The organism is Brevibacterium zhoupengii, assembly GCF_021117425.1.
GTDB lineage: Bacteria > Actinomycetota > Actinomycetes > Actinomycetales > Brevibacteriaceae > Brevibacterium > Brevibacterium zhoupengii.
In genome coordinates this window covers 2906258-2932481 of sequence record NZ_CP088298.1, presented here as the reverse complement: position 1 = coordinate 2932481, position 26224 = coordinate 2906258, and the positions used below count along the sequence as shown (strand labels likewise).

At 63.5% G+C, this 26224-nt stretch carries 25 protein-coding genes; 18 read left to right on the top strand and 7 right to left on the bottom strand.

Annotated features, from left to right (window positions below; all coding sequences use genetic code 11):
• Window positions 1–23: 23 nt before the first annotated feature.
• Entirely contained in the window at window positions 24–1082 is a 1059-nt protein-coding gene (locus LQ788_RS13290; RefSeq protein ID WP_231441712.1) for a peptidoglycan DD-metalloendopeptidase family protein, read from the bottom strand.
• A 563-nt stretch (window positions 1083–1645) separates the two neighbouring features.
• Here LQ788_RS13290 and rpsB point away from each other — a divergent pair.
• From rpsB to LQ788_RS13245, 9 genes are all read left to right on the top strand, one after another.
• Window positions 1646–2611 (top strand): 30S ribosomal protein S2, encoded by a 966-nt coding sequence (gene rpsB / locus LQ788_RS13285; RefSeq protein WP_231441710.1) that lies wholly within the window; start codon window positions 1646–1648, stop codon window positions 2609–2611.
• A gap of 33 nt (window positions 2612–2644) precedes the next feature.
• Complete coding sequence (tsf, locus tag LQ788_RS13280) at window positions 2645–3472, top strand: translation elongation factor Ts (protein WP_231441708.1); 828 nt, start codon at window positions 2645–2647, stop codon at window positions 3470–3472.
• Between the two features lie 174 nt (window positions 3473–3646).
• Window positions 3647–4399, top strand: a complete 753-nt coding sequence (gene pyrH, locus LQ788_RS13275; RefSeq protein ID WP_009885084.1) for a UMP kinase — start codon at window positions 3647–3649, stop codon at window positions 4397–4399.
• Window positions 4400–4549: 150 nt separating this feature from the next.
• On the top strand, window positions 4550–5107 hold the full coding sequence (gene frr, locus LQ788_RS13270; protein ID WP_009883025.1) for a ribosome recycling factor: 558 nt from the start codon (window positions 4550–4552) through the stop codon (window positions 5105–5107).
• Complete coding sequence (locus LQ788_RS13265) at window positions 5107–6129, top strand: phosphatidate cytidylyltransferase (protein ID WP_231441706.1); 1023 nt, start codon at window positions 5107–5109, stop codon at window positions 6127–6129. The genes frr and LQ788_RS13265 overlap by 1 nt, the downstream gene beginning before the upstream one ends.
• Before the next feature lie 68 nt (window positions 6130–6197).
• Entirely contained in the window at window positions 6198–7505 is a 1308-nt protein-coding gene (rlmN, locus tag LQ788_RS13260; RefSeq protein WP_193084469.1) for a 23S rRNA (adenine(2503)-C(2))-methyltransferase RlmN, read from the top strand.
• A gap of 82 nt (window positions 7506–7587) precedes the next feature.
• A complete protein-coding gene (locus LQ788_RS13255; RefSeq protein ID WP_029416982.1) occupies window positions 7588–8148 on the top strand; it encodes a DivIVA domain-containing protein in 561 nt (186 codons plus the stop codon).
• Window positions 8141–8881 (top strand): hypothetical protein, encoded by a 741-nt coding sequence (locus tag LQ788_RS13250; RefSeq protein WP_231441704.1) that lies wholly within the window; start codon window positions 8141–8143, stop codon window positions 8879–8881. The genes LQ788_RS13255 and LQ788_RS13250 overlap by 8 nt, the downstream gene beginning before the upstream one ends.
• 28 nt (window positions 8882–8909) lie before the next feature.
• Window positions 8910–9704 carry a N5-glutamine methyltransferase family protein gene (locus tag LQ788_RS13245; RefSeq protein ID WP_231441703.1) on the top strand — a complete coding sequence of 265 codons (795 nt, stop codon included), beginning with the start codon at window positions 8910–8912 and terminating at the stop codon, window positions 9702–9704.
• Between the two features lie 201 nt (window positions 9705–9905).
• Here LQ788_RS13245 and LQ788_RS13240 read toward each other — a convergent pair whose 3' ends face one another.
• Complete coding sequence (locus LQ788_RS13240) at window positions 9906–11093, bottom strand: acyl-CoA dehydrogenase family protein (protein ID WP_231441701.1); 1188 nt, start codon at window positions 11091–11093, stop codon at window positions 9906–9908.
• A 111-nt stretch (window positions 11094–11204) separates the two neighbouring features.
• On the opposite strand from LQ788_RS13240, the gene dxr reads away from it, so the two are divergent.
• Both dxr and LQ788_RS13230 read left to right on the top strand, forming a co-directional pair.
• Window positions 11205–12458 carry a 1-deoxy-D-xylulose-5-phosphate reductoisomerase gene (dxr, locus tag LQ788_RS13235; RefSeq protein WP_231441698.1) on the top strand — a complete coding sequence of 418 codons (1254 nt, stop codon included), beginning with the start codon at window positions 11205–11207 and terminating at the stop codon, window positions 12456–12458.
• A gap of 1 nt (window position 12459) precedes the next feature.
• Window positions 12460–13926 (top strand): M50 family metallopeptidase, encoded by a 1467-nt coding sequence (locus tag LQ788_RS13230; protein WP_231441696.1) that lies wholly within the window; start codon window positions 12460–12462, stop codon window positions 13924–13926.
• 62 nt (window positions 13927–13988) lie between these two features.
• On the opposite strand, the gene LQ788_RS13225 is transcribed toward LQ788_RS13230, so the two are convergent.
• Window positions 13989–15425, bottom strand: coding sequence for a serine hydrolase domain-containing protein (locus tag LQ788_RS13225; RefSeq protein ID WP_231441694.1), 1437 nt, complete (start codon window positions 15423–15425; stop codon window positions 13989–13991).
• A 188-nt stretch (window positions 15426–15613) separates the two neighbouring features.
• Here LQ788_RS13225 and ispG point away from each other — a divergent pair, with 188 nt between their 5' ends.
• Both ispG and LQ788_RS13215 read left to right on the top strand, forming a co-directional pair.
• A complete protein-coding gene (gene ispG / locus LQ788_RS13220) occupies window positions 15614–16762 on the top strand; it encodes a flavodoxin-dependent (E)-4-hydroxy-3-methylbut-2-enyl-diphosphate synthase (RefSeq protein ID WP_231441692.1) in 1149 nt (382 codons plus the stop codon).
• 60 nt (window positions 16763–16822) lie between these two features.
• Window positions 16823–17701, top strand: a complete 879-nt coding sequence (locus LQ788_RS13215; RefSeq protein WP_231441690.1) for a GNAT family N-acetyltransferase — start codon at window positions 16823–16825, stop codon at window positions 17699–17701.
• Between the two features lie 156 nt (window positions 17702–17857).
• Here the strand turns inward: LQ788_RS13215 and LQ788_RS13210 are convergent, their stop codons facing one another.
• Together LQ788_RS13210 and LQ788_RS13205 are read right to left on the bottom strand one after the other, a co-directional pair.
• On the bottom strand, window positions 17858–18274 hold the full coding sequence (locus LQ788_RS13210; protein ID WP_231441688.1) for an RNA-binding S4 domain-containing protein: 417 nt from the start codon (window positions 18272–18274) through the stop codon (window positions 17858–17860).
• Window positions 18275–18299: 25 nt separating this feature from the next.
• Window positions 18300–19115, bottom strand: coding sequence for an NUDIX hydrolase (locus LQ788_RS13205; protein ID WP_231441686.1), 816 nt, complete (start codon window positions 19113–19115; stop codon window positions 18300–18302).
• A gap of 255 nt (window positions 19116–19370) precedes the next feature.
• On the opposite strand from LQ788_RS13205, the gene LQ788_RS13200 reads away from it, so the two are divergent.
• Entirely contained in the window at window positions 19371–21218 is a 1848-nt protein-coding gene (locus tag LQ788_RS13200; RefSeq protein ID WP_231441685.1) for a proline--tRNA ligase, read from the top strand.
• Between the two features lie 13 nt (window positions 21219–21231).
• Window positions 21232–22038 (top strand): TSUP family transporter, encoded by an 807-nt coding sequence (locus LQ788_RS13195; RefSeq protein ID WP_231441683.1) that lies wholly within the window; start codon window positions 21232–21234, stop codon window positions 22036–22038.
• 91 nt (window positions 22039–22129) lie between these two features.
• Here LQ788_RS13195 and LQ788_RS13190 read toward each other — a convergent pair whose 3' ends face one another.
• Complete coding sequence (locus tag LQ788_RS13190) at window positions 22130–23149, bottom strand: aminoglycoside phosphotransferase family protein (protein WP_231441681.1); 1020 nt, start codon at window positions 23147–23149, stop codon at window positions 22130–22132.
• The gene (locus tag LQ788_RS13185) at window positions 23146–24123 is read right to left on the bottom strand and encodes a hypothetical protein (protein WP_231441679.1); all 978 of its coding nucleotides are present in this window, start codon (window positions 24121–24123) and stop codon (window positions 23146–23148) included. The genes LQ788_RS13190 and LQ788_RS13185 overlap by 4 nt, the downstream gene beginning before the upstream one ends.
• A gap of 131 nt (window positions 24124–24254) precedes the next feature.
• Between LQ788_RS13185 and LQ788_RS13180 the strand changes: the two genes are divergently transcribed.
• From LQ788_RS13180 to LQ788_RS13170, 3 genes are all read left to right on the top strand, one after another.
• Window positions 24255–24719, top strand: a complete 465-nt coding sequence (locus LQ788_RS13180) for a ribosome maturation factor RimP (RefSeq protein WP_231441677.1) — start codon at window positions 24255–24257, stop codon at window positions 24717–24719.
• Between the two features lie 83 nt (window positions 24720–24802).
• On the top strand, window positions 24803–25765 hold the full coding sequence (nusA, locus tag LQ788_RS13175) for a transcription termination factor NusA (protein WP_125240602.1): 963 nt from the start codon (window positions 24803–24805) through the stop codon (window positions 25763–25765).
• A 71-nt stretch (window positions 25766–25836) separates the two neighbouring features.
• Complete coding sequence (locus tag LQ788_RS13170) at window positions 25837–26112, top strand: YlxR family protein (protein WP_262908271.1); 276 nt, start codon at window positions 25837–25839, stop codon at window positions 26110–26112.
• The last annotated feature ends 112 nt before the right edge of the window (window positions 26113–26224 follow it).

Sequence of the window (26224 nt, the reverse complement as noted above, 5' to 3'; positions counted from 1 at the left end):
CCGAGCGCGGTCGTGGGACGCCATCACTGGCGGAACTCCCAATGCCACGGCTCCGGCAGAGAACCTGACTGGCGGGCCCAGCCAGGATGGATCCACCCGAACTTGGGTGCATTTGCGCGCATCCATCTATGTTGGGCACTGCCGAAGGAATTGATTCCGCCACCCAAGTCAACGGCCAGTGCCCATCCGTGGTTCGAGGTTCCCGGGGTTGCCGCCATCCGTCCCTTGCGCTTCTTGAGGATGACCTGGGTGTCATAGTCGCGGTAAGCATCCGTGACTGAGATCGGAGATGAGAATCTGGCTTCGTAGGCGTGGGACATGCGGTCGAATGCCTTCTGCGCATCACAGCGCAGCATCTGCCCCGGCGCCGAGTCCAGCGTGCACATTGCAGCCGCAGGAATTCGGCCGTTGCGATGCCCACCCCAGGCGCCTGCACCCGAGGTCGTAGAATCCCCGGTCGGTTCCTTCGCGGGTTTGCGAGACAGAGGCAGAAGGATCGACTCCTCCTGTCCGAAGAAGCCTGCCGGGTCGATGTAGACCTTGTCGCCCTGAGCCGCCCAGACTCCGACGTGCAGGCATGAGTCATCGCAGTGCGAACCTTCACCGACGGTCCCGATCTCCTCACCGGCAGCGAATCTCTCACCCTTCTTCAGCTCCGTCTCAGCTGGTTGGAAGGAGACCACATGGCCGGAGTCGGTCACAATGCTTACGGTCGCAGTGCCGGCCACAGAGCCCCGGAATCGGATGGTGCCCGCGGCGGGCGCACGCACCGGTTCACCACTGACCGTCAGCACATCGATGCCGCGGTGTCCCTTCAGCCAGGCTTCGATGGGCGGATCGAAGGCCTCGATGATCTCCATCGCAGGCACCGGGGACACCCAGGTCTGCTCAGCCTCGGACACCGAGGCAGTGGCCGCAGCCGAGGTGGCCGCTGGTGACGCGAACGGCACCCCCACCTCGGCGACGGTGAGAGTGAAGGCCAGCAGGCTCCCGGCAAGCAGGAGTCGCAGTCGACGAGAAGTCGGGCCGGGCCGAAGCCGGGAGGAGCGGTCAATGTGCGCGGAGCCGGTGAAGAGAGCCATGAGCCCATGGAAGCCGGATCACCTGCCGAAGTCAGGCCCCTCCACGACCCCTGTGGACGGCGTGCGAGAGTCCACAGGCGAAACGAACACGAGTCGTCGGGCAATCCACAGGAGATCACGCACGAGTGACAAGCCACAGTCTCTGATGAGGTGGCCGAGAGCCATCTGGGTCGACAAGACCAGCAGCAGATCTGAGGACTCACGCATGCACAGATCCGGTGTTGTCCACACACCGGTGCACGCGAGTCGAGGGGCACCGTCTCCGAAATGGCGAGCGAACGCGCGATACATGTGATGCAGACCATCCGGCAGGTGCCTGATCGATTGGAAATGCCTTGGGCAACGGGGATAGACTGGCCTCAGCAGAAGCGTGCCTTCTGACTACGCGTATTCGATTTCTTCTCCATCCCATGGTGCAAATTGTCCGTAAGGGCGAATTTGTGGGGCGGATGAACCGAATACCAGGAATCAACCGAAAAGGTCACTGTTGCCGGCAGCTCAATGCTGCCGGAGAACACTGACGTAAAAGCGCCCACAGGCGCAAGAGAAAGGAGGGCGTCGGCATGGCCGTCGTCACCATCCGCCAGCTGCTCGACAGCGGCGTTCACTTTGGACACCAGACCCGTCGTTGGAACCCGAAGATGAAGCGCTTCATCTTCACCGAGCGCAACGGCATCTACATCATCGACCTGCAGAAGTCGCTGGGCTACATCGACACTGCATTCGAGTTCGTCAAGGAAACCGTGACCCACGGTGGCTCGATCCTCTTCGTCGGCACCAAGAAGCAGGCGCAGGAATCGATCGCCGAACAGGCCAAGCGCGTGGGCCAGCCCTACGTCAACCAGCGTTGGCTCGGTGGCATGCTCACCAACTTCCAGACCATCTCGCTGCGTCTGCGCCGCCTGAAGGAACTCGAAGAGATCGACTTCGACGACGTTGCAGGTTCTTCGCACACCAAGAAGGAACTGCTCATTCTCCGTCGTGAGAAGGACAAGCTCGAGAAGACCCTCGGCGGTATCCGCGACATGCAGCGGACCCCTTCGGCTGTCTGGATCGTTGACACCAAGAAGGAACACCTCGCCGTCGACGAAGCTCGCAAGCTGGGCATCCCGGTCATCGCGATCCTCGACACCAACTGCGACCCCGACGACGTCAACTACCCGATCCCGGGCAACGACGACGCCATCCGCTCGGTGTCCCTGCTGACCCGCGTGATCGCCGACGCAGTGGCAGAGGGCCTCATCGCCCGTCACTCCTCGGACGATGACAGCGGAGAGAAGAACGTCTCCGCCGTCGAACCGATGCCTGAATGGGAACGCGAACTGCTCGAGGGCAACGCTCCTGCCTCTGAGGAAGCTGCCGCCCCGGCTGCAGACGCTGCTGAGAAGCCAGCCGCTGACGCCGCTGCTGCGGCTGAAGAGGCAACCGACGAGCCCCCAGTTGAGGCTGCTGCCGAGGCCGCTGACAAGGCGACCGAAGCACCTGCCGCAGAAGCTGCTGCAGACTCCACCGAGTCGACCGAGTCCTGATTTTCCATAACTCCACCACCCTGAGGAGAAAGAATGGCAAACTACACTGCCGCTGATATCAAGGCACTGCGCGAGAAGACCGGCGCCGGAATGATGGACGTCAAGAAGGCTCTTGACGAAGCAGACGGCGATCAGGCGAAAGCCATCGAGGTCCTCCGTGTGAAGGGCCTCAAAGGCGCGACCAAGCGTGAAGGTCGCTCCACCTCCGACGGTCTCGTGGCCACACAGGTCGACGGCGGCGTCGGAACGATGATCGAGCTCAACTCGGAGACCGACTTCGTTGCGAAGTCCGATCCCTTCGTCGCACTCGCTGACGAAGTTCTGGCTCTGGCCGTGTCCAGCAACGCCGATTCGGCCGAAGCTGTCCTCGAGTCCACAAAGGACGGCAAGCCCGTCTCGGAGTTCATCACCGAAAGCGGTGCGACTCTGGGCGAGAAGGTTGCCCTGCGCCGCGTCGGACGTCTCGAAGGCGCAAGCGTCGAGTCCTACCTGCACCGGACCAACAAGGATCTGCCTCCTCAGGTGGGCGTTCTGCTGGCCTACGAAGGTGACGACTCCTCGGTTGCCCACGATGTCGCCGTGCACATCGCTGCGATGAGCCCGAAGTACTTCTCCCGTGAAGAGGTCCCCGCTGACCTCGTGGAGAACGAACGTCGCATCGCTGAAGACACCGCGAAGAACGAAGGCAAGCCGGAGAAGGCTCTGCCTAAGATCATCGAAGGCCGCGTCAACGGCTTCTTCAAGGAGAACTGCCTGCTGGACCAGGGATTCGCCAAGGATCCCAAGCAGTCCGTGAGCAAGGTTCTTGAGGCTGCCGGCGTCAAGGCCACCGGATTCCTGCGCTTCCGCGTCGGAGCCTGAAACATCATTGACCGTTGAGCGAGTCGGTTTCCGACCCGCACAGCAGTCGTCTCGCTTGAGAGTGAACTCATAAGCGGCAGACGGGGTCGGACCAATCGGTCCGGCCCCGTTTTCGCTAAACTGACACCGACGACTCATCCGGGCTCCAACCTGCCCAGACGGAAGAAGGACTAAATGACATCCACCCCGGTTCACGAATCCAGCTACGCCAGCAGACCAGTCCGCACCCACCGCCGCCGCGTTCTCCTCAAACTCTCCGGGGAGGTGTTCGGCGGAGGCAAGATCGGAGTCGATCCCGACGTCGTCGCCGCAGTCGCCAGAGAAGTGGCACCCACCGTCGACGAGGTGGAAGTCAGCATCGTCGTCGGCGGCGGTAACTTCTTCCGTGGCGCAGAGCTGTCCCAGCGGGGCATGGACCGTACCCGCGCCGATTACATGGGCATGCTGGGAACAGTGATGAACTGCCTGGCGCTGCAGGACTTCCTCGAGCAGACCGGAGTCGACACTCGGGTGCAGACCGCGATCCCGATGTCGCAGGTCGCCGAGTCCTACATCCCACGCCGGGCGATGCGTCACATGGAGAAGAACCGGGTCGTCATCTTCGGTGCAGGAGCCGGACTGCCCTACTTCTCCACCGATACTGTCGCCGCACAGCGTGCGCTGGAGATCCACGCCGATGAAGTCCTCATCGCCAAGAACGGGGTCGACGGTGTCTACACCGCTGACCCGAACATCGATCCCACGGCAGAGAAGATCCGTGAGATCACCTACCAGGAGGCACTGCAGAAAGGCCTCAAGGTCGTCGACGCCACTGCCTTCTCGCTGTGCATGGACAACAAGCTGCCGATGCACGTCTTCGGCATGGAAGGCGAAGGCAACCTGCGCAAGGCGATCGTCGGAGACAAGATCGGCACCGTAGTCAACTAGTCTCAGGGCGCACCGCCTGATAGCCGCACCACCGCGAAACACCCCCTCAAATGAAGTCCAGGACTATCCCTGGACCAATAGAGTGGGGCATTCGTGAGCTATGACCCATAGAATGAACCCAAAGCACCCCACCGACGGAAAGAGTGAGTCGTGATTGAAGAGACACTGGCCGAGGCCAGAGAGAAGATGGACAAAGCCGTGGAATTCACGCAGGAGGACTTCTCGTCCATCCGCACCGGCCGCGCCAATCCCGCACTGTTCGCGTCCATTGAGATCGATTACTACGGTGCACCGACCCCTCTGCAGCAGCTGGCCTCATTCCAGACACCGGAAGCGCGCACGATCCTCGTGACTCCCTACGACCGTGGGGCACTTGGTGACATCGAGACGGCACTGCGCAATTCGGACATCGGAGCCAACCCCGCCAATGACGGCAACGTCATCCGCGTTGTGCTCCCGGAACTCACCGAGGAACGCCGCAAGGAGTACGTGAAGATCGTCAAGGGCAAGGCCGAAGACGGCAAGGTCTCGATCCGCAACATCCGTCGCCATGCCAAGGAGACCCTGGAGCGCATCAAGAAGGACGGCGACGCCGGCGAAGACGAAGTCGCACGTGGAATCTCCGAACTCGACGACCTGACGAAGAGCAAGGTCGACAACGTCGACAAGCTGCTGAACCAGAAGGAAGCTGAGCTACTCGAGGTCTGATGATTTCCTTGACCGGGTCAGACAGTCCTGCATCCGATCCGGCTTCCTTCGGGGGGCCGGATCCGGTTCCGCATCCATCAGGCTCTGAGACCCCCTTTCCCAGGCGCCGAGACCTGCGCAACTCGGATAAGGACTACTCACCGGACGATCCGACGACGAATCCGGCAGCGGAGACCGGGCAAGACGTTCCAGAGGTGGCAGAGAAGGACTACGGCAAGGCCGGACGAAATCTGCCGGCCGCGATCGGCATCGGGCTGCTCATCGGCGGCGTCGTCCTGGTCTCCCTCATCTTCTTCCCGATCTCGTTCCTCTTCATCATCCTCATCGCCATCGTCGCTGCGATGTGGGAACTGGCCAACGCGCTGTCCCGTTCGGGATCGCTGGTCTCACGCATTCCGACCATGGTCTCCGCCGCCTGCATGGTGCTGGCAACGTTCGTCGGCGGACGCGAAGCACTGTGGGTGACCTTCGCCGCCAGTGCCGGCGCCGTCATGCTCTTCACCATGGTCGAGCGACGTAAGAACGCAGTCAAAGACGTCTCACTGTCCCTGTTCGCGCTCACCTACGTCGGCCTCATGGCCTGCTTCGTCGTCTACCTGCTCACGCAGCCCGACGGCAACCTCTACGTCATCCTGTTCCTCGCCAGTGTGGTCGCCTCGGACACCGGTGGCTACGTCTTCGGCGTGCTGTGGGGCAAACACCCGATCGCCCCGAGGATCTCACCGAAGAAATCCTGGGAAGGCTACATCGGCTCGGTGGTCTTCGCCGCCGCGGTCGCGACCATCCTCGCTCTGACGCTCTTCGACGCACCCTTCTGGACCGGACTGGTCTTCGGTGTGGTTATTCCGGCCTTCGCCACTCTCGGCGACTTCAGCGAATCGATGATCAAACGCGATCTCGAGCTCAAGGACATGGGAACCCTGCTGCCTGGCCACGGCGGAGTCATGGACCGACTCGATTCGATCCTGCCGACGGCCCCGGTGGCTTTGGTGATGTTCTCCGTTCTGCCCGGATACCTCTGATCCGACACCCGCCGGGCCGTGGCGGCACACACATCCCACACGAATTGCTCTCATGAGACAATGGACGTGTGAGTTCTCAAGCAGGTAACAGGCAGACACGGCCCGTCGTCGAACACGCAGACGGCACGACATCGAAGACGCCGACGCGTGATGGTCGTCCGCTGCTCAATTTCAAATCCCCACGAGCCAGCCAGCCGAAGCAGCATCTGGCCGATATGACGATGGACGAACGCATCGACGCGGTCAAAGAGATGGGACTGCCGGCCTTCCGTGCCAAGCAGATCTCAACACACTACTTCTCGCACTATCAGACCGACGTGGAGTCCATGACGGACCTGCCCAAGGATCTGCGTGCTGACCTGCAGGAACGCTTCTTCCCCCACCTGCTGACCGAGGTTCGTCGACTGAGGACTGCCAATGGTGACACGATCAAGTTCCTGTGGCGCCTCTACGACGGTGCACTCGTCGAATCAGTCCTCATGCGCTACCGCAACCGCGTCACCCTGTGTGTGTCCAGCCAGTGCGGCTGCGGCATGAACTGTCCCTTCTGCGCCACCGGCCAGCAGGGACTGACACGCAATATGTCCGCGGCTGAGATCGTCGAACAGGTCATCCGCGCCAACCAGGTCATCGCCGCCGGTGAACTCGCACCCGCACCCACATCAGACATGCCGGCCGAAGGCGAAACCGCACTCGGTGCCGAAGCCGATGACGACCAGGGGGAGACCTCCGAGGCCACGGTCGACGAATCGGGCACGAGCACCTCGGCGACGGGACCCGAACGCGTCTCCAACATCGTGTTCATGGGAATGGGCGAACCTCTGGCCAACTACAAGCGGGTGATGAACGCGGTGCGCCGGTTCGTCGAACCTGCTCCCCAGGGACTGGGCATGTCTGCCCGCCGGATCACCATCTCCACGGTCGGACTGGTCCCCGGCATCAACAAGCTCGCGGCCGAGGACATCCCCGTCACCTTCGCGCTCAGCCTCCACGCACCCGATGATGAGCTGCGCGATGAGATGATCCCGGTCAACACCCGGTGGAAGGCCGATGAGGCCATCGATGCCGCGTACAACTACTACCAGGTGACAGGGCGTCGAGTGAGCATCGAATACGCGCTCATCAAGGACATGAACGATCACCCCTGGCGTGCAGAGCTGCTGGCGAAGAAGCTCAACGCTCGCGGCCGCGGCTGGGTGCACGTCAACCCGATCCCGCTCAACCCGACTCCGGGCTCGGTGTGGACCGCGTCCGAGCCGGAGGTGGCAGATGAATTCGTGCGCCGACTCATCGACCAGGGGATCCCCACCACCATCCGCGATACCCGCGGATCGGACATCGACGGAGCCTGCGGACAGCTCGCTGCCGCCGACTGAGAAGCCGCGAACACGCATTTTCCGCGTCCGCCATTTATCATGGTGGAAATGACCAATACGGCGATTCGCTTCTGGAGGCAACATGGCGGACACGACTTTCCCCCGAATGTCCGGATGGAAGAACGGCTACGACCCGAAACAAGTCGACAGCTTCTTCAAACGTGCGCGTGAATCCTTCGAACGTCCCACCCCGCAGCCCGGTGACCTCGACTCCCGTGCCGTGCGCACTGTCGGCTTCGACCTGGTGCGCAAGGGATACCACGTCGCCGTCGTCGATGCCGCACTCGACCGACTCGAAGACGCCTTCGCCAAACAGGCACGTGACCGCCTCATCGCACAGTCGGGTCAAGATGCCTGGGTGTCCGAGCTGACTCGTGTGGCCGCGTCCCTGCGGGGACGTCTGGTGCGCGAACCCGGCGAACACTTCGACAACCCGGCTCCCGGAGTCATCGGCTACGACATCGACCAGGTCGATGACATGTGCGAGAAGGTCAACGCCTACTTCACCCAGGGTGTGGCCATGAGCGTCGACCAGGTGCGTCGCGTCTTGTTCAAGACGGCCAAGGGTGACAAGGCCTACGACGAGGACCAGGTGGATGCCTTCATCGACCGTGTCGTCGAAGTGATGGCCTCCGTTGACTGACTTCCACTACTTCGAATCACCCACGGATACCTCGGCCGGAACTCTCAACCCGGTCTTCGAGCTGCTCGACTTCCCGATCGCCATGGGCGGGGCCGATGACATCGTCCTGACCGGCCCGGTCCCAGACCAGCCGATGGTCGATGGTCGCGTGGTCACCGATCCACGTCTGGTCAAGGCACTGTCGAAGCCCGTGGAACTCGATCGCGCCGAGGTGCTCGACCGGAGTGCGAAACTCGCCGGAGTCCTCCGTGCCATGGGCATCAGCGGCACAGCCAACGAACGCATCATCATCGCCGAGGATGTTCCACCGGTCTCCCGGGCGCTCAGCATCCTCGGGGCTGTCCGAATCGGAGTCGGCGTCGACGTGAGCTCAACGGCGGCGAACACCGCGGCCCCCGCATCGGCCCCGTCGGCCGAGTCCTCCTCTGCCCAGCCCTCTGCTCGGCCCGGAGCTGCCGAGACCACCACCGTGTTCGTCCACACGATCGACGCACCGCCGATCGAGTCGGGACGGGCATCGGTCAAGGCCATCCGCTCCCAATTCGAAGGTGTGGGCATCACCGTGACGGGGGAGACTGCCAATATCGATCAGGCGATGCGGGACTCACGGGTCGAACCGGCAGCTGTCGTCGCATTGTCACCGGATCGAGAACTGATCGTCACCGACGAAACTTCTCTCGACGCACGTTCGAGCCTGGACTGGCTGTCGCAGGAGCTCCTTCCTGAGGCCTGACGCCTCTGATCCGAACACGACTGAGCAGATGAGCCAAGGCATGGTCGCCGCCCATCTGCGCCGAGCAGGGTGCGTCTTCGCCGAAGACGAAGCCCGAATCCTGATGGAGGCCGCACAGGAATCCGCACTCGCTGACTGCCGCGCTGTTCTCGGCCGATTACTGGCTCGCCGCGTCGCCGGTGAGCCTCTGGAACAGGTCGTGGGATGGGTCGACTTCGCGGGTCAGCGCATCGCGGTCGCGCCCGGCGTGTTCGTACCCCGGCAGAGAACGACGCTCCTGGCGCAGCAGTCGATCCTGGCCGTGCAGGCCGCAGGAGAATCGGTGCGCTTCCTCGAAGCTTTCTGTGGTGTGGGGGCCGTGGCCACCACCGTCTCCCGCACTCTGCACGGAACGCAGATCCACCTCGGCGATCACGATGAGACTGCCCTTGACTGCGCCAAGAAGAACGTCGGCGCCCAGTCAACGACGCACCTGCTCGACTGCCTGGTGGGACTGCCACAGACCCTGACCGGCGGCTTCGACGTGATCTCCGCGGTTCCGCCCTATGTGCCGGACTCTGCGGCACAATACCTTCCCCACGAAGCGGTCGAGTACGAGCCGGCGACAGCGCTCTTCGGAGGGGCCGACGGGCTCGACCTGGTCCGGCGCCTCATCACCGAATCACGCGATTGGCTGGCACCAAGTGGAGTGCTGCTCATCGAACTCGGCACCCAGCAGCAGGAACAGGCCACCGACTTCGCCGAACCATTGGGCTTCGACAGCAGGCACAGGCTCGGCGACGACGAACAGACCGTCGTGCTCGAACTGCGGCTGCGCGACTGAGCACGCTCAGTTCGCGCTGTCGGCCGGTGAACGGCAACAGCGCAGACCGGTGAGCGGCCGCCATGCAGGCCGGTGACTGAGGTGAATGACAGCAACCGCTGGCAAGACATGCAGTGGTGCTGCATGAGTGCACTGCGTACACACTTCTTGCCAGCGGTTGCTGGGTGGTGCTCAGGTGGTCAGGTGCTCAGGCCCTGCGAATCAGTTCGCGAAGGCGTTGATTCCGGTGAGGCTGCGTCCCAAGGTGAGCTGGTGGACCTCGTGGGTGCCTTCGTAGGTGAGCACGGTCTCGAGGTTCACTGCGTGGCGCAGCGGTGGGTATTCGCTGGTGATGCCGGAACCGCCGAAGAGTGCGCGCAGGTCACGGCACACGTTCATCGCGGTATCGACATTGACCATCTTGCCCAGGCTGATCTGTTCAGGGCGCACACCCTTCTCTGCGTCCTTGAGCTTGCCCAGGTGAGCGGCGAGCAGTGTGATCTGCGAATACTGGCCGAAGGCCTTCGCGAGCTTCTGCTGGCTGATCTGGAATGAGGAGAGCGGACGGTCGAACTGAATGCGTGTGTTGGTGTACTCGAGTGCCGAGAGGAGGGCGTCGCGTGCGGCACCGGTGACGCCGAAGACGATTCCGTAGCGGGCTTCGGACAGGCACGACAGTGGTCCCTTGAGGCCCTTGGCCCCCGGCAGCATGGCGTCTTCGGGCAGGCGCACGTTGTCGAGGACGATTTCGCCGGTGATCGAGGCCCGCAGCGAGATCTTGCGGTGGATCTCCGGAGTCTGGACACCCTCGGTGTCACTGGGGACGACGAATCCGCGGACGACGGGCTTGCCCTTGGCGTCGGTCTCTTCGGTCTTGGCCCACACGACCATGACATCGGAGACAGGCGAGTTCGTGATCCACATCTTCGCGCCGTTGAGGATCCAGTCGGATCCGTCCTTCTTCGCGGTCGTCTTCATGCCCGAGGGGTCGGAGCCGACATCGGGCTCGGTCAGACCGAAGCAGCCGATGGCCTTGCCGGCGGCCATCTTCGGCAGCCATTCTTCCTTCTGTGCCTCCGAGCCGAAGTGGTGGATGGCGAACATGGCCAGGGATCCCTGGACCGAGACGAGCGAGCGCAGACCGGAGTCCACGGCTTCGAGTTCACGGCAGGCCAGGCCGTACTGGGTGGCGGTGGAACCGCCGCAGCCGTAGCCGTCGAGGTGCATGCCCAGGAGCCCGAGTTCGCCGAGTCCCTCGGCAAGTTCCCGAGCGGGGATCGTGGCGTCGAGGAAGTAGTCGCCGATCTTCTCGCGGACGTTCTCATCCAGCCACTTCTTCACGATCGACGCGAACTCGAGGTCGTCTTCCTCGAAGACCGAATCCAATCCGAGAATGTCGTCGGGGCTCATCGCTGCACTCATTAAATCCTCTTTCGCCATTGATTCGCATTGCATATCTCACGTCGCCGATGACGCCGATGTCGAGTCATTTCTCAGAGAACTTTGGCATTATCGGTAGGCGTGAGCAAACGTAGAATCATTGTAGTCGGCTCGACCGGTTCGGTCGGCACCCAGGCCCTCGACGTCCTGGCGGAGAACGCAGAAGGTTTCGAGGTCATCGGCCTCGCCGCCGGAACCCAGCTCGATGCGCTGGTCGCCCAGGCCCTCGAATTCTCGGTCCCCGTCATCGGTCTCACCAGCCCGCCAGAGGGTGGCCCGGAGGAGATCAGGCAACGACTGGAGCAGGCAGCCGGTCAACGGGGAGTCAGTGATCCCGTCCGTGAGATCTACGTGGGCCCTGACGCCGCCGAGGTGGTCGCCGGTGCCGCTGCCGACATGGTTCTCAACGCTGTCACCGGTGCCGCCGGGCTCGGTGCGACCCTGGCCGCCCTCGAGCGCGGCACAGATGTGGCACTGGCGAACAAGGAGTCCCTCATCATCGGCGGCTCGATCGTCCTCGATGCCGCCGCCCGAAACAACGCGTCTCTCATCCCTGTCGACAGTGAGCACTCCGCCATCGCCCAGGCCCTGCGCTCGGGCACCCACGGTGAGGTGAGCAAACTCGTCATCACCGCCTCCGGGGGACCCTTCCGCGGGATGACCCGCGATGCACTGCGTCGTGTCACTCCGGCTCAGGCGCTGAAACATCCCACCTGGTCGATGGGGTCGATGATCACCATCAACTCGGCGACCCTGGTCAACAAGGGGCTCGAAGTCATCGAAGCGCATCTGCTCTTCGACATCGACTTCGACCATATCGAGGTCGTCGTCCACCCGCAGTCGCAGATCCATTCGATGGTCGAATTCACCGACGCTTCGACGATCGCGCAGATCTCCCCACCGGACATGCGACTGCCCATCGCCTATGCACTCGGCACCCAGACCGATGGCCAGACCCAACGCCTGTCTTCCGGTGCGGTGGCCAACAACTGGGGTCAGCCCATGCACTGGTCCTTCGAACCCGTCAACCACCTCGCGTTCCCGGCACTGGGCCTGGCCGTTGAAGCAGGACGGAAGAGGAAGAGCTTCCCCGCGGTATTCAACGCCGCGAACGAGGTCCTCGTCGAAGCCTTCGTGGGCGGACAGATCCCATTCACCGGTATCGACAAGGGCATCGAACGGGCGCTGCGGGCTCACGAGCCTGCAGCCGAGCACACCGTCGAAACCGTGCTCGCCGCCGATGCATGGGCCCGGGAGTTCGCCCGCCAAGATCTGAAGGCACAGGCCGAGCAGACACCAGCATCTGCACACGGTGCGACCGCCGGCGGCTCCTGATATGACAGTCGTCCTCTACATCGTCGGGATCGTCCTGTTCCTCATCGGGATCTCGATCTCGATCGGACTCCACGAACTCGGCCACCTGACACCGGCGAAGAAGTTCGGGGTCAAGGTCACCCACTACATGGTCGGCTTCGGTCCGACGGTGTTCTCCTTCCGACGCGGGGAGACCGAATACGGGATCAAGGCCCTGCCTCTGGGCGGTTTCATCGCCATGCCCGGAATGTACCCGCCGCTGGAGGCCACGACTCGTCGGGCCGGCACGACTGCAGCCGGGAACGAGCGCAACGAAGTCGGCACGGTCGAGCACGAGAACGGACCTTCCGACCTCGCGACGGAGGCTCCTCTCCGGCCGCGGAAGCAGCGCCGGGGACGGCTGTTTGAGAACACGATGGCCGATGCCCGGGATTTCTCGAACCAGGAGATCGAACCGGGGGAGGAGCACCGGACCTTCTACGCACTGAACGTGCCCAAACGGCTCGTCGTGATGTTCGCAGGCCCCCTGGTCAACCTTGTGCTCGGGATCATCATCATGGCGATCTCGCTCATCGGCATCGGCGTCATGACCCCGACTACCTCGGTCCAGACCGTCGTCGAATGTGCGGTCCCTGCCTCGGAGGCGGCGCAGCGCCCTGCTGCCCAGAAGGAGACCTGCCAGGACGATGATCCGCTGACTCCCGCGTGGGAAGCCGGGATCAAACCCGGCGATGACATCACTTCGGTCGCCGGTGTCTCCACCGACAGTTGGGACGAACTCTCCAGCGTGATCAAGGATCATGCCGGTGAACGCGTCGACGTGGAGTTCACCCGCGATGGCGAGAAGCAGACGGTGACAGTGCCGATCATCGCCCACGAGAGAGCCGTCGTCGATGACCGCGGCGAGGCGCAGATGAACGCCGACGGCACACCGCAGACGGTGATCGAGGGCTTCTTCGGCGTGGGTCCCGTCCAAGAGCGTCAGCCGCTGCCGCTCAACGAGTTCCCCGGAGCCGTCTGGGAGCAGGTCAGCGGCGTCTTCCACGCGATCGTGACCCTGCCGGTCAAGCTCATCGACATCGCCGAGGTGGCCACCGGTTCGAAGGAACGCGACGCCGAAGGCCTGGTGGGAATGGTCGGAGTCGGGCGCATCGCCGGTGAGATCGTGTCGACCGACCAGTTCCAGATCGTCGAGAAGGCACAGCTGGGGTTGGGCATGCTGGGCTCGCTCAACATCTTCCTGTTCGCCTTCAACATGATCCCGCTGCTGCCGCTGGACGGCGGACACATTGCGGTCGGTCTCTACGAAGGCGCACGCCGCCAAATCAACAAGTTCCGCGGACGCGGCAAGATCGGCCCCTTCGACACGGCCCGGCTGCTGCCGTTGACCTACGTCGTCATCGGGCTGATGCTGTGCATGACGGCACTGCTCGTCTACGTCGACCTCGTCAAACCGGTCACGCTCGACGCGATCTTCAACTCCGGATAGTCACGCTGGGCTGTTCGGCGGCCCAGGAGGCTAACTGCCCAGGTGCTTGGTCGTCCCCGTGCTCAGCTGCTGAGCGTGATCGTCTGCACCTCGCCGAGGTGGTCCAAGCTCACCATGATCGATGGTGCCTGGGCTGCCGGCTCCGTCGCAGGATGCCCCGTGACTGGTTCGTCGCTGCTTGGCACGACAGGAACGGTCACCGTGCCCTTCAGCGGAGTCAGCATGGTGAGTGCCTCAAGGGTGAGGGGCCGGCTGAGCTGGTGGTCCTCCTTCCACGCGGTGAAGCGTTCGCGGCGTTCGGCGCGGGGCTCATCGAGGTCCATGTTGATGGTGAAGAGCTCATCAGCGATCGTGTCGTCGAAGTCGATGACCAGGTTCGCTGCGGCCAGCACGGTCTCAGCCTGTCTGGCCGCGACCGGATGGTGAGGGGCCGGTGTCGCAGTGGTGGTGCGAGTCAGCTGCAGGTCGGGAGTGCCCACGGCAGCGGCCCAACCGGCATCGATGGCCTCCCTCACGGTGCGTTCGGCCGGGAAGTAGGTCGTATTGCCGAAGACGACGATGCTCAGCCCCAGGTCCGGGAACCACCGCATGTGAGAGCCGTAACCAGGGTAGCCACCGGAATGGCAGACGATCCGACCGAACCTGGAGTCCAGGCGCGGCTGCAGGCCGAAGCCGTAGTTGACGGATTCGGTGTGATGCTCACTGTGTTGGATCTCGATGAGGCGATGGGACTGCTGATTGTCCGTGAGAATCCGCGGCAGTGCGCCAGGTTCGTAGGAATCAATGTCTTCCAGGGCGTCCAGGTGGGCGCACATCCAGGTTCCGATGTCGTTGACCGTGGAAATGACTCCGCCGATGGGGGAGAAGACCCCGGGGCCGGTGAGTTCGGCCGGGTGGTTGTGACCGTTGAAGTCGATGCGGATTCCTGGCATCAGGTCCGGGAATTCGGCGATGTCGAAGCCGGTGCGGGTCAGTCCCAAGGGCGCGAGCACCTCGGCGGTGACGACGTCGATGAACGATTTTCCAGCCACCGCCTCGGCGACGAGACCGAGCAGGGCATACCCGAGGTTGGAGTACTCGTATCCGGTATCTGCCGGTGCGATGGGGATGGCTCCGCGCTTGAGATAGTCGATGAGCTCGGCACCCGTCATCGCCTCCACCCGATCGGCCCACGGATCGTCCTTCGTGAACCCGGTTCCCATCGTCAGCGCCTGTCGGCAGGTGCGATCGGCGATCGCTGTGCCGCTGAGTTCGGGCAGGAGCCGACCCAAGGGCATGTCGATATCCAATCCCTGGGCCCTGAGCCGTCCGATCGCTGCGGCCGTGAACGACTTCGTCATCGAAGCGATCCGGTAGGGAACTTCGCCGTTGGCCACGGTCCCGGCCTCACCTTTGGGAAAGACGCCCCAGGCCAGGGTTCCGCCCTGCTCGGCCAGAGACGTCGCCGCAGATTCGAGTCGGGAGATGATGGCCTGCGTATCGGGGTGGGTGAATGGCACGAAATCTCCTCGGCTCACGGCTATCTTCTGGGATGGGACGGCAAGTTTCCTTCACGATACCTGCGAAATGATGCTGTGGTGAGCGATCACACCGTGATCGGAGAGCCCGGACACGGTTTGAAGTCCTACAATATGAATGACTCGAACGATCAGTCTGGTCCCCAGTCGTCAATGAAGGGAATGTCTTCGTGACATCGGTCAACCTCGGAATGCCTGCCCCACCACCTCCTGTGCTCTCGCCGCGCCGTAAAACGCGACAGATCCAGGTCGGAAAGGTCGGCGTCGGTTCCGATTTCCCTGTCAGCGTCCAATCGATGACGACGACTCAGACCACTGACATCAACGGGACTCTGCAGCAGATCGCCGAACTTACCGCCGCAGGCTGTGACATCGTGCGAGTGGCCTGCCCTTCGCCCGATGATGCTGCGGCACTGCCGGTGATCGCACAGAAGTCGCAGATCCCGGTCATCGCTGACATCCACTTCCAGCCGAAGTACGTCTACGCCGCGATCGACGCCGGCTGCGGCGCGGTCCGCGTCAACCCCGGCAACATTCGCAAATTCGACGATCAGGTCAAGCAGATCTCGAAGGCGGCAAACGACGCCGGGACCTCGATCAGGATCGGTGTCAACGCCGGATCCCTGGACAAGCGCATCATGGAGAAATACGGCAAGGCCACTCCGGAAGCGCTCGTCGAGTCCGCCGTGTGGGAGGCTTCGCTGTTCGAAGAACACGATTTCCACGACTTCAAGATCTCCGTCAAGCACAATGACCCCGTGGTCATGGTCCGCGCCTACGAGCTGCTCGCCGAACGCGGTGACTGGCCCCTGCACCTGGGTGTCACCGAGGCAGGGCCCGCCTTCCAGGGCACGATCAAGTCCGCCACCGCCTTCGGTTCGCTTCTGTCGCAGGGCATCGGCGACACGATTCGCGTCTCCCTCTCCGCACCACCGGTGGAGGAGATCAAGGTCGGCAACCAGATTCTAGAGAGCCTCAACCTCAAACCACGCAAGCTCGAGATCGTCTCCTGCCCGTCCTGCGGACGCGCCCAGGTCGACGTCTACAGCCTTGCGGACAAGGTCACGGCCGGTCTCGAAGGGATGGAAGTTCCTCTGCGAGTCGCCGTTATGGGCTGTGTCGTCAACGGTCCCGGTGAAGCCCGTGAGGCCGACCTCGGTGTGGCCAGCGGCAACGGCAAGGGCCAGATCTTCGTCAAGGGCGAGGTCATCAAGACCGTGCCCGAGGCTCTGATCGTCGAGACTCTCATCGAAGAGGCCAACCGCATCGCAGCGGAGTCCGACGCCCCGTCCGGATCACCTGACGTCGTCGTCGGCTGAAACCCGAACCATCTCGAAAAGCTCCCCGGTGTGTGAGGATCAGAACAAGGAGGCTCTCTGGTGCTGAGAGTCGCTCGTCTGGGACATCAGCACACCGGGTGGCTGAAGAGCCTGCTGGCACTCAATCCGTGCGAGAACGTCTACCTCATCGCGCTGATCGAAATCACCGGCACAGCGCAGATGAACTCACCGGCCGGTACCGTGTTGGGTGTCTTCGACGGTGACCGCCCGGTTTCCGCCTACTGGGTGGGTGGGAACATCATTCCCGTCGCTGCGACCCCGGCAACGAACCAGGCACTTGCAGAGAAGCTCAACGCCGATGGGCGCTACTCCTGCTCCCTCATCGGTTCCCGGGAGATCATCCTCGATCTGCACAACCGCCTGAACTGGGGCCGTGCCCGCGGTGTCCGCGATCGGCAGCCGCTGCTGGCGATCAGTTCCGACCCCTTGGTCGACCCCGACGAAGCGGTGCACCTGGTCACGGTGGAGCAGCTGCCTGCGGTGTTCGCCGCCAGCGTCGACATGTTCACCAACGAGGTGGGCTTCTCTCCGATCGAAGGCGGTCAGTCCAGCTACCTGGCCCGAGTCCGCAACATTATCCGGGGCAAGAACTGCTTCGCCCGTATCTCTGACACTCTGCCGCAAGGCGGGTTGGTAGGCCGCTGGCCGGCGACCGAGCAGCCCGAGCAGGTGCTGTTCAAGGCCGACATCGGAATTCGTGCACCGCGCATCGTTCAGGTGCAGGGCGTCTGGGTCCATCCCGATGTGCGCCAACAAGGTCTGGGGGCTGCCGGAATGGCGGCCGTTGTGGCACAGACTCGGGCGGCCGGGCACACTACGGTCAGCCTCTACGCCAACGACTACAACGAGGTGGCCCTGCGCATGTACACGCGAGTCGGCTTCGAACAGGTCGGCACCTTCGCCACCGTCATGTACTGAGCCTGAGCCGGCCCTGGCGTCGAGAGCAGAGGGCGGCGTCGAGAGCAGAGGGTAGCGCCGGGGGTCGAGCTCAGGGAGTCTGCTTTCGAGCGTCGGCTGTGCTTTCGACGACAAGTCGCACGTCAGTCGCAGCAACTCGAACTCTCGCTGGCCTGATCAGTGGTCTCGGCGATCGCGATTCTGGGGCTTGGCCATGTCTCCCAGGAACTTCTCCATCTCGCGCCGGTCCTTCTTCGTCGGCCGGCCCAAGCCCTTGTCTCTGCGGGGGACGAATCCGCGCAGAGCAGGATCGGGCGGCGGGGTGAGGTCTTCGTAGCACTGCACGGCGATCGCAGCCTGGGGACGCGTGGGAATGAACCCGGTGATCTTCCAGATGAACTCGGTGCCGGCCTTGCGCACGCGCACCTCCTGGCCGACGGAGACCTTCTGCGCCGCCTTGACTCGCTGGCCCTCGACCTGGACGTGTCCGCCCCGACAGGCTTGGGTCGCCAGGTTCCGGGTCTTGAACATCCGGGTCGTCCACAGCCAGACATCCACGCGCACGTGTTTGCCGGGGGAGCGGTCAATCTCCATAGTCAGCCTCCATGATCGTCAGCACTCAGCGCCGAGTCCCGTCTGCGCCTGCACTCGGGGCCGCGTCATCTGCACTCGGTGGAACGTCGCCTGTACTCGGTGCAGCTCTGCCTGCAGCTTGGTCCGCGTCTCCTGCACTCGGAATCACGTGGTCGGCATCGCTGCGCAGAGCGATCTCGCTGCGGCGGGTGAACGTCTGGGCAGGGCGGCCGCGACCTTGGGACACCGCCTGTCCGGTGGGTGCGAGCAGGGGCAGCATCGTGCGGCGAAAGGTATCCGCCTGCAGGTTCTCTCCCGAGACGATCTCATGCAGCTCACGCAGCTGCCGCAGCGAGAACTCCTCCGGCAGCAGTCCGAACGGATCGGGGGTGCGTTCGTGCAGGGCGCGCAGGCGATGCACCGCAACCCGCACGATCTCCTGATGCTCGGCGCTGAGTTCACGCACCGAATGCACGGGTGCCAGTTTTCGTCTCCGGGCATCCTGCGGATCCGGTTCGGTCTCTGGGGAGCTGGCATCGCCGAACCCCACATCCCTCGTCGAGAGCACGTCGAGGTGGGCCACCGAGATCACCCAGCCACGATCATCACGATCGGGCTGGTCGAAGACATGGAGCTGAACCGGGGCACGATCGACGAGCCTCGCCTTCTCGCGCAGACACCGCGCGACCGCCTCGGCGAGGCGTTCCTGGGGTCGCAGAATCGATCCCGGCAGCTGCCAGGCACCGTCGCCGGAATGGGTGAGGAGCACGTGCAGGCCACGTCGGGGAACGGGGCAGAGGACTGCGGTGTCGACCGCGACCGAGGGCCGCGGGAACTGCGTCAGTTGAGTGGAATCAGGCATGCTCTTCGTATCGGTCAGAAATTCGGTCGGTCAGCGATTCGGCCCAATTCGCTCAGGCCCTGGTGGACGTCTGTGCCCACCAGTCTAATTCGCTTCCACCACCTGACGAATCCGCGCTCACAGACAGAACCTCCACCACCCCTCACCGGCCCTGTCTGTGTGAGCCGCAGAACGGTTTGGTCTCACAATTGCAGTGCGGATACTCGCGTGCGATAGTGTTCGATCTGAGTCTTGACAAGTTGAGGAGTATCACCCATGGCCCTGCGCATGTCGTCCCTGTTTGTGCGAACCCAGAAGGAAGACCCGGTCGGTGCCGAGGTCGCCAGCCACAAACTTCTGCACCGTGCGGGATACATCCGCCGATCGGCACCGGGGATCTACACATGGCTGCCCCTGGGACTGCAGGTCCTGGGCAAGATCGAAACCATCGTGCGCGAGGAGATGGCCCGCGCCGGGTCACAGGAAGTCCACTTCCCCGGTCTGCTGCCCGCCGACCCGTACCGCAAGTCCGGACGCTGGGAAGCCTTCGGCCCCGACCTCTTCCACCTCAAGGACCGCAAGGACAACGACTACATCCTGGCCCCGACCCACGAAGAGGTCTTCACCCTCCTGGTCAAGGACCTCTACTCCTCCTACAAGGACCTGCCGCTGTCCATCTACCAGGTCCAGACCAAGTACCGTGACGAGGCACGCCCCCGCGCAGGCCTGCTGCGCGGACGCGAATTCATCATGAAGGACGCCTACTCCTTCGACATCGACGATGCCGGACTCGACGCCTCCTACGAAGCGATGCGCGTGGCCTACCTGCGAGCCTTCGCCCGCCTCGGCGTGCCCTGCCTGCCGGTCAAGGCCACCCCGGGTGCCATGGGCGGCTCCGGCACCGAGGAGTTCATCTACCCCTCCGAGGTCGGCGAAGACACCTTCGTGCGCTCACCCGGCGGATACGCCGCCAACGTCGAGGCAGTGACCTCGATCGTGCCCGAGACGATCCCGTTCGAGAACTCTCCCGCGGCCCACGTCGAGGACACCCCCGACACGCCCACGATCGAGACCCTCGTCGACGCCGCCAATGCGAACCACCCTCGCGAGGACCGCGCCTGGACCGCAGCGGACACGCTCAAGAACGTCGTCTGCGCCGTCACCCACCCCGACGGCACCCGCGAGATCATCGTCATCGGCCTGCCCGGAGACCGGGACGTCGACCTCGATCGCGCCGCCGGCACCGGAATGCTCGGCAACGGCGAGGTCGACCTCGAGGCCGCCACCAGCGAGGACCTCGCAGCCCACCCGGAGCTCGTCAGGGGCTACATCGGACCGGGCAACGACCTCGACAATCAGATCCTCGGCCTCGAAGGCACCTCGAAGATCCGCTACCTCCTCGATCCCCGCGTCGTCGACGGCACCCGCTGGATCACCGGCGCCAACGAGCCCGGCCGCCACGTCTTCGACCTCGTCGCCGGTCGTGACTTCACCGCTGATGGCACCATCGAAGCCGCAGGGGTGGTCCTCGGTGACCCGGCACCCGACGGTTCCGGTCCGCTGGAGCTGGCCCGCGGTGTCGAGATCGGTCAGATCTTCAAACTCGGCCGCAAGTACGCCGAGGCCCTCGACCTCAAGGTCCTTGACCAGAACGGCAAGGCCACGACCGTGACCATGGGCTCCTACGGTCTCGGCGTCACCCGTGTCATGGCCTGCATCGCGGAGGAATACCACAGCGAATCCGGCCTCCTCTGGCCTCAGCACCTGGCTCCGGCCGACGTGCACATCATCGCTGCCGGCAAGGGCGAAGAGATCGCCGAGGCGGCGGAGAAGCTGACAGCCGAGCTCGAGTCCGAAGGCGTCAGCGTCCTCCTCGACGATCGCCTCAAGGTCTCACCCGGTTTCAAATTCGCCGATGCCGAACTCATCGGCATCCCGACCGTGATCGTCGTCGGTCGCGGACTGGCCGATGGAGTCGTCGAAGTCCGCAACCGTCTCGCAGATGAGAAGCAGGAAGTGCCCGTCGCCGAGGTGGTCGCTGGCACCGTGGCTACGATTCGTGCCGCCTACGCCGCTGCCGATGCTGCGGCGGACGCCGCGATTGCCGAAGCACCTGCTCGGTGAACCGACGTAGGTGATGGAGGCTCTCACCGCAGGCATCGATGTCACCCTCGGCATGCTTCTGTGGCTGTTGGCCGCGGGTGTGCTGGCCGGGTGGATCGATGCCGTCGTCGGCGGCGGGGGTCTGATCCAGCTTCCGGCACTGCTGCTGGTGCCGGGCATGACACCGGTCCAGGCCGTGGCCACGAACAAGGTGGGCTCGATCGCGGGCACGACCGCCTCGGCGGTGACCTATCTGCGCACAATCACACCCGACCGTTCGGCGACGATCCCTGCTGCTGCCACGGCGTTCCTCGGTGCCGTCTTCGGCGCCAAACTCGCGACCCTGGTCCCCGGTGAACTCTTCACTCCGATCATTCTGGTCGCGCTCATCGGGGTCGGACTCTTCACGGTCCTCAACCCCAGCCTCGGCGCCGATGCGACGCTGCGATTCGGGGAGTCCTCGAAACGTCACCATGGTCTGTCATGGCTGATCGGCCTGGTCATCGGCATCTACGACGGAGTGCTCGGACCCGGCACCGGTTCCTTCCTCGTCATCGCGTTCGTCACGGTCATCGGATTCTCATTCCTCCAGGCCTCAGCCACGGCGAAGGTCATCAACTGGGCGACGAACTTCGGAGCCCTCGTCTTCTTCATCCCCGATGGTCAGGTCGTGTGGGCGCTCGGCCTCGTTGTCGCCGTGGGCAATGTCGCAGGCGGAATCTTCGGTGCCCGGACGGCATTGAAGAAGGGGTCCGGCTTCGTTCGAGTCGTCTTCGTCGTCGTGGTCTCCGCGATGATCATCAAACTCGGCTACGACGTGATCTCCGGCCTCGTCCATTGAGGTATTCCATCGCTAAACCTCCCCGACGTCACTAAATGCGCCCGGCGCCATGCGGCATTAGTGACGTCAGGGAGTATTAGCGGCGGGGTGATCAGCCGATGGGTTTGAGCGCGTGGGCATTGACGCCGGCGACATCGGCACCCGAGAGGGCACGGGCGACCCACAGTGAGCGGGCGGCATCGGCCAGAGCCGCATTCGAACCGCTGCGGGCAGACTTCAAATACCAGAACATGTTGGTGATCTCCCGGGCGACTGCGGCACCCATCCCATACTGCGGGTCCATGCCCGCGCACAGGGCGAGATCGGTGGCGAATCCGCGCAGCCATGCGGCCTGGGCCTGGGGATGCTGGGCTGGGATCTCGACGAGACGGTTCCACAACACCGGTGCCAAGGTGTAGGCGGTCGGTCCCGACAGCGGCTGCGGATCAATGGCCTTCCACGTTGCGATCCCGGAGGCATCGGGATTGCCGGCAAGGATGTTGTAGTAGTGCAGATCTGCGTGGATGAGCCAGTTCTCCTCAGACGCAGCCAGCGTGTGCATCCAATTGCGCGCGAACGAGAGCAGCAGCGAATCACCGGGACCAGCCTCGGACCAGCCGCTGAGCAGCCCGGCGTCGGCATCGAAGGTGGTCAACCATCCCGCGGCCACGTCCTGGACCCGCAGGAAATCTGAATCCGCCGGAACCTCCAGAGACCGCTGCAGAGCACCCCACACCGGAGGTACATCAGCCAAAGGCAGCACGGAGAGATTGTCCTTCGTTCGCAGCCGCTCCTGCAGTGTCACCCGGAAGCTGTGATCGTCCCTGATCACCCGGACGGCACCATGCCCGTTCCACATCTTCAGCGCCCGCAGGGCCTGTGCATGTGCGGCCGTATGCGCCGAGGTGGGGGCCGCGAACCGCAGCACTCCCTGGTAGTGCTCCTGGGTCAGGACTGGAATGACGAGGCTCTCGCAGCCTGCCCACGGTGAACCGGGGACATCGTCGAAGGTCAGCTTCCACCGGTCGGCGAGCTCGCTGGCCATGAAGTCCAGGGCCGCGACCCAGGAGGTGGTGCGGAATTCGCCGATGATGTCTCGAGTGGCGTTGAACAGGACTGGTGGGACCTTCACTTCTGTGCCTCCGCCTCTCCGGAGTCCCCGGAATAGGTGTACCGGAGCACCTGCGGGGTGGCGAAGACCGTGCGCGTGCGGGCGGATTCCCAGAGGCGCAGTGCCGCCCGTGTGTCCATCTGCAGCCACGGCAGGAGGGCTGCGGCGATTCCGTCTTCAAGAGCCAGCGCCAGTTCTTTGGCAGTCTCCGGGTCGGTGGGACTGGGGTCGAGCTTCCATGACGGAGCACCCGGATCTGCGTTGTTCTCGCCGAGGCGCTCAAGCATTTCGCCAGCCAGAGACCCCAGCGACTCCAGACGGGCCACGGCACGTCTGCGTTCGGTTGACTTGGAATCGAAGTTCACGGCGAGTCGCTCGTACCCGTAGGAGGCGGCTCTTGCCTGGCTGAGTATCGCATTCCACATTGGGGGAGCAGCGGAATCATCAGCCGTCGGCACCTGTTCACCGGGGGATTTGGTGGCCTCTGCAGTTCCCGGCTCTGCCGAGGAATCTGCGGGACTGGAACTGCGTGATTCTCGAACCAGGGCATCTGAGCTGCGGATGATTTCGGCGTCCTTCGTCCCGGCGGTCAGGGCAAGGCCGGTCGCCACGTCGACCAGGACGGGGTTGAGGCCTGAGCCTAAGGTCGACAGGTCGGTGAATACGGCAGTGGTGACCACCTCTGCGGCGGCGATGTAGGTGCGCTGCTCCTCGGTCGGTGGGGGTTCGGTGGCCATCTCCGTCGGCGGGGACCAGACGGGGCCGATGGCGTCCCGGAATTTCTGCAGGGCCTCACCGGAGGTCTCCGGGTCCTTGTCTCCGGGAGTCGTGGCGGTGAGGATTCGGGCAATCCGATTGCGCAGCTGATTCGTCTCATCGAGCGTCGGCACGTCTGGGGGAGTATCGAGTCTCACACCACAGCCCGACAGCAGGCTCAGGCTCGCCCCGCTCGCACCGAAGAGGAGAAGAGCGCGACGGCTGACGGGAAAACGCATAGGCCAATCCTAGCGGATGCTTAACCTCAACCGAGGAGTCGCTTAGGGTTGGAGAATAGGCAAGCAGCAGGGCAGAGACAACAGTTCCGCGCGGGGTTCGCTCCGCTGACGGAACGAGGACTGGAGGATACATGGACGAGGACGTGGCGCAGATCGAGGAGCTTCTGCGGGAACCGCTGCAGGCCTCCGGGTTCTACCTGGAATCGGTGAAGGCAGTGGCAGCGGGCCAGCGACGGGCACTGACGGTCGTCGTCGACCTCGACGAGTCCAGCACGGAACCGATGTCGATGGACAAGATCGCCGAATCGAGCCGTCTCGTCGGTGACACCCTCGACGAAGTCGAGGTCTTCCGTGACAAGCCCTATCAGCTTGAGGTCACCAGTCCGGGTGCGACGCGGAAGCTGGAGAAGCCTCGGCAATTCAAGCGCGTGCTCGGCCGTCGACTCGAAATCAGCACGAAGAAGGACACTTTCAAGCTCGATCTCGACGATGTGGGCGATCACTCAATCTCGGGCATCGATCCCGCCAGTCGTGAGAAGCGCACGGTCAAGCTCGGCGACATCGTCAAGGCGCAGGTCGAACTCAAATTTCGGTGAGCGTAATCTGAGATAGAATGTCACGCCTGCATAAATGAAGACCGACAATTCAATGCTCGAGGGAGCCGGAGAGGATATAGGCCATGGATATCGACCTCAGTGTTCTGCGCATTATCGAGCGAGAGCGGGAGATTCCGCTCGACACTCTGATCGAACTCATCGAACAAGCGCTCTTCCTTGCCTATCAGAAGACCGAGGGCGCGTGGCCTGATTCCCGCGCCGAACTGGACAAGACCACGGGCGAGGTTCGCATCCTCGCGGTCGAGTTCGACAACGATGACAATCCGATCGGCGAATTCGACGACACCCCCACCGGCTTCGGGCGCATCGCTGCGCAGACGGCACGCCAGGTCATCCACCAGCGCCTGCGCGACGTCGAAGACGAATCGGTGCTCGGCAACTTCAAGGGCCGCGAGGGCGAGATCGTCTCCGGCACCATTCAGCAGGGCAGGGATCCGCAGATGGTCCAGGTCGACCTCGGTGATGTCGAGGCAGTTCTGCCACCGCATGAGCAGGTTCCCGGTGAGTCCTACCGTCACGGAACTCGCCTGCGTGTCTACATCGCCGACGTGCATAAGGGACCGAAGGGAACATCGGTCACCGTCTCGCGCACTCACCCGAACCTCGTACGTCGGCTGTTTGCGCACGAAGCGCCCGAGATCGCGGATGGCACCGTCGAGATCGTCTCCCTGGCACGTGAGGCCGGCCACCGGACCAAACTGGCTGTGCGCGCCACGAAGCCCGGAGTCAACGCGAAGGGCTCGTGCATCGGCGAACTCGGATCTCGAGTGCGGGCCGTGATGAACGAACTGGGCCAGGAGAAGATCGACATCGTCGACTACAGCGACGACCCGGCCAAGTTCATCGGCCACGCGCTTTCACCAGCCAAGGCGAGCAAGGTCGACATCCTTGATCCCGACCTGCAGGAGTCTCGTGCCATCGTGCCCCGGGACCAGCTCTCCCTGGCGATCGGCAAAGAAGGGCAGAACGCCCGCCTGGCTGCCAAGCTCACCGGCTGGAAGATCGACATCGTCCCAGGCGAATAGGCATCGAGCGTGATCTGAACCACCCGGGGCGTGGCACGGGTGGGGACGGAAGTGCTGTAGAATTATGTACTGTGATTGTAGGCGAGGCACCTCGAAGGACGTGCATCGCCTGCAGGCAAAAGGCCGACCGGGACGAACTCACACGATTCGTGATTCGACCTGATCAGCATCCGGCCATCGTCCATGACGTGTCAGCGACACTGCCGGGACGAGGAGCCTGGGTGCACCCGGACGCCACATGCCTGAAGAAGGCATTGACGGCCGCATCCTTCGCTCGAGCCTTTCGAACGAAGGTCACCGCCTCGGACCTGCCGAGGATGGATACCGAACCCAAGAAGAGCGGGTAGCCCGAATGGATGACAAGTTGTGAGTGTCGTGCGATGACACCGCTATCGGAATTCGAGAGAGCAGTGAAATGAGAACTGCTCTTCATTGATGAGGTTCTTTCCTGACCGGGAA

Coding starts and splice junctions, on each gene's coding strand:
- LQ788_RS13205 (WP_231441686.1), bottom strand. CDS start 19,115: ATGCCTGATTCCACTCAACTGACGCAGTTCCCGCGGCCCTCGGTCGCG.
- tsf (WP_231441708.1), top strand. CDS start 2,645: ATGGCAAACTACACTGCCGCTGATATCAAGGCACTGCGCGAGAAGACC.
- LQ788_RS13240 (WP_231441701.1), bottom strand. CDS start 11,093: ATGAGCCCCGACGACATTCTCGGATTGGATTCGGTCTTCGAGGAAGAC.
- rpsB (WP_231441710.1), top strand. CDS start 1,646: ATGGCCGTCGTCACCATCCGCCAGCTGCTCGACAGCGGCGTTCACTTT.
- LQ788_RS13230 (WP_231441696.1), top strand. CDS start 12,460: ATGACAGTCGTCCTCTACATCGTCGGGATCGTCCTGTTCCTCATCGGG.
- nusA (WP_125240602.1), top strand. CDS start 24,803: ATGGATATCGACCTCAGTGTTCTGCGCATTATCGAGCGAGAGCGGGAG.
- pyrH (WP_009885084.1), top strand. CDS start 3,647: ATGACATCCACCCCGGTTCACGAATCCAGCTACGCCAGCAGACCAGTC.
- LQ788_RS13185 (WP_231441679.1), bottom strand. CDS start 24,123: ATGCGTTTTCCCGTCAGCCGTCGCGCTCTTCTCCTCTTCGGTGCGAGC.
- LQ788_RS13255 (WP_029416982.1), top strand. CDS start 7,588: ATGGCGGACACGACTTTCCCCCGAATGTCCGGATGGAAGAACGGCTAC.
- LQ788_RS13180 (WP_231441677.1), top strand. CDS start 24,255: ATGGACGAGGACGTGGCGCAGATCGAGGAGCTTCTGCGGGAACCGCTG.
- LQ788_RS13245 (WP_231441703.1), top strand. CDS start 8,910: ATGAGCCAAGGCATGGTCGCCGCCCATCTGCGCCGAGCAGGGTGCGTC.
- LQ788_RS13290 (WP_231441712.1), bottom strand. CDS start 1,082: ATGGCTCTCTTCACCGGCTCCGCGCACATTGACCGCTCCTCCCGGCTT.
- LQ788_RS13265 (WP_231441706.1), top strand. CDS start 5,107: ATGATTTCCTTGACCGGGTCAGACAGTCCTGCATCCGATCCGGCTTCC.
- LQ788_RS13200 (WP_231441685.1), top strand. CDS start 19,371: ATGGCCCTGCGCATGTCGTCCCTGTTTGTGCGAACCCAGAAGGAAGAC.
- LQ788_RS13195 (WP_231441683.1), top strand. CDS start 21,232: ATGGAGGCTCTCACCGCAGGCATCGATGTCACCCTCGGCATGCTTCTG.
- LQ788_RS13210 (WP_231441688.1), bottom strand. CDS start 18,274: ATGGAGATTGACCGCTCCCCCGGCAAACACGTGCGCGTGGATGTCTGG.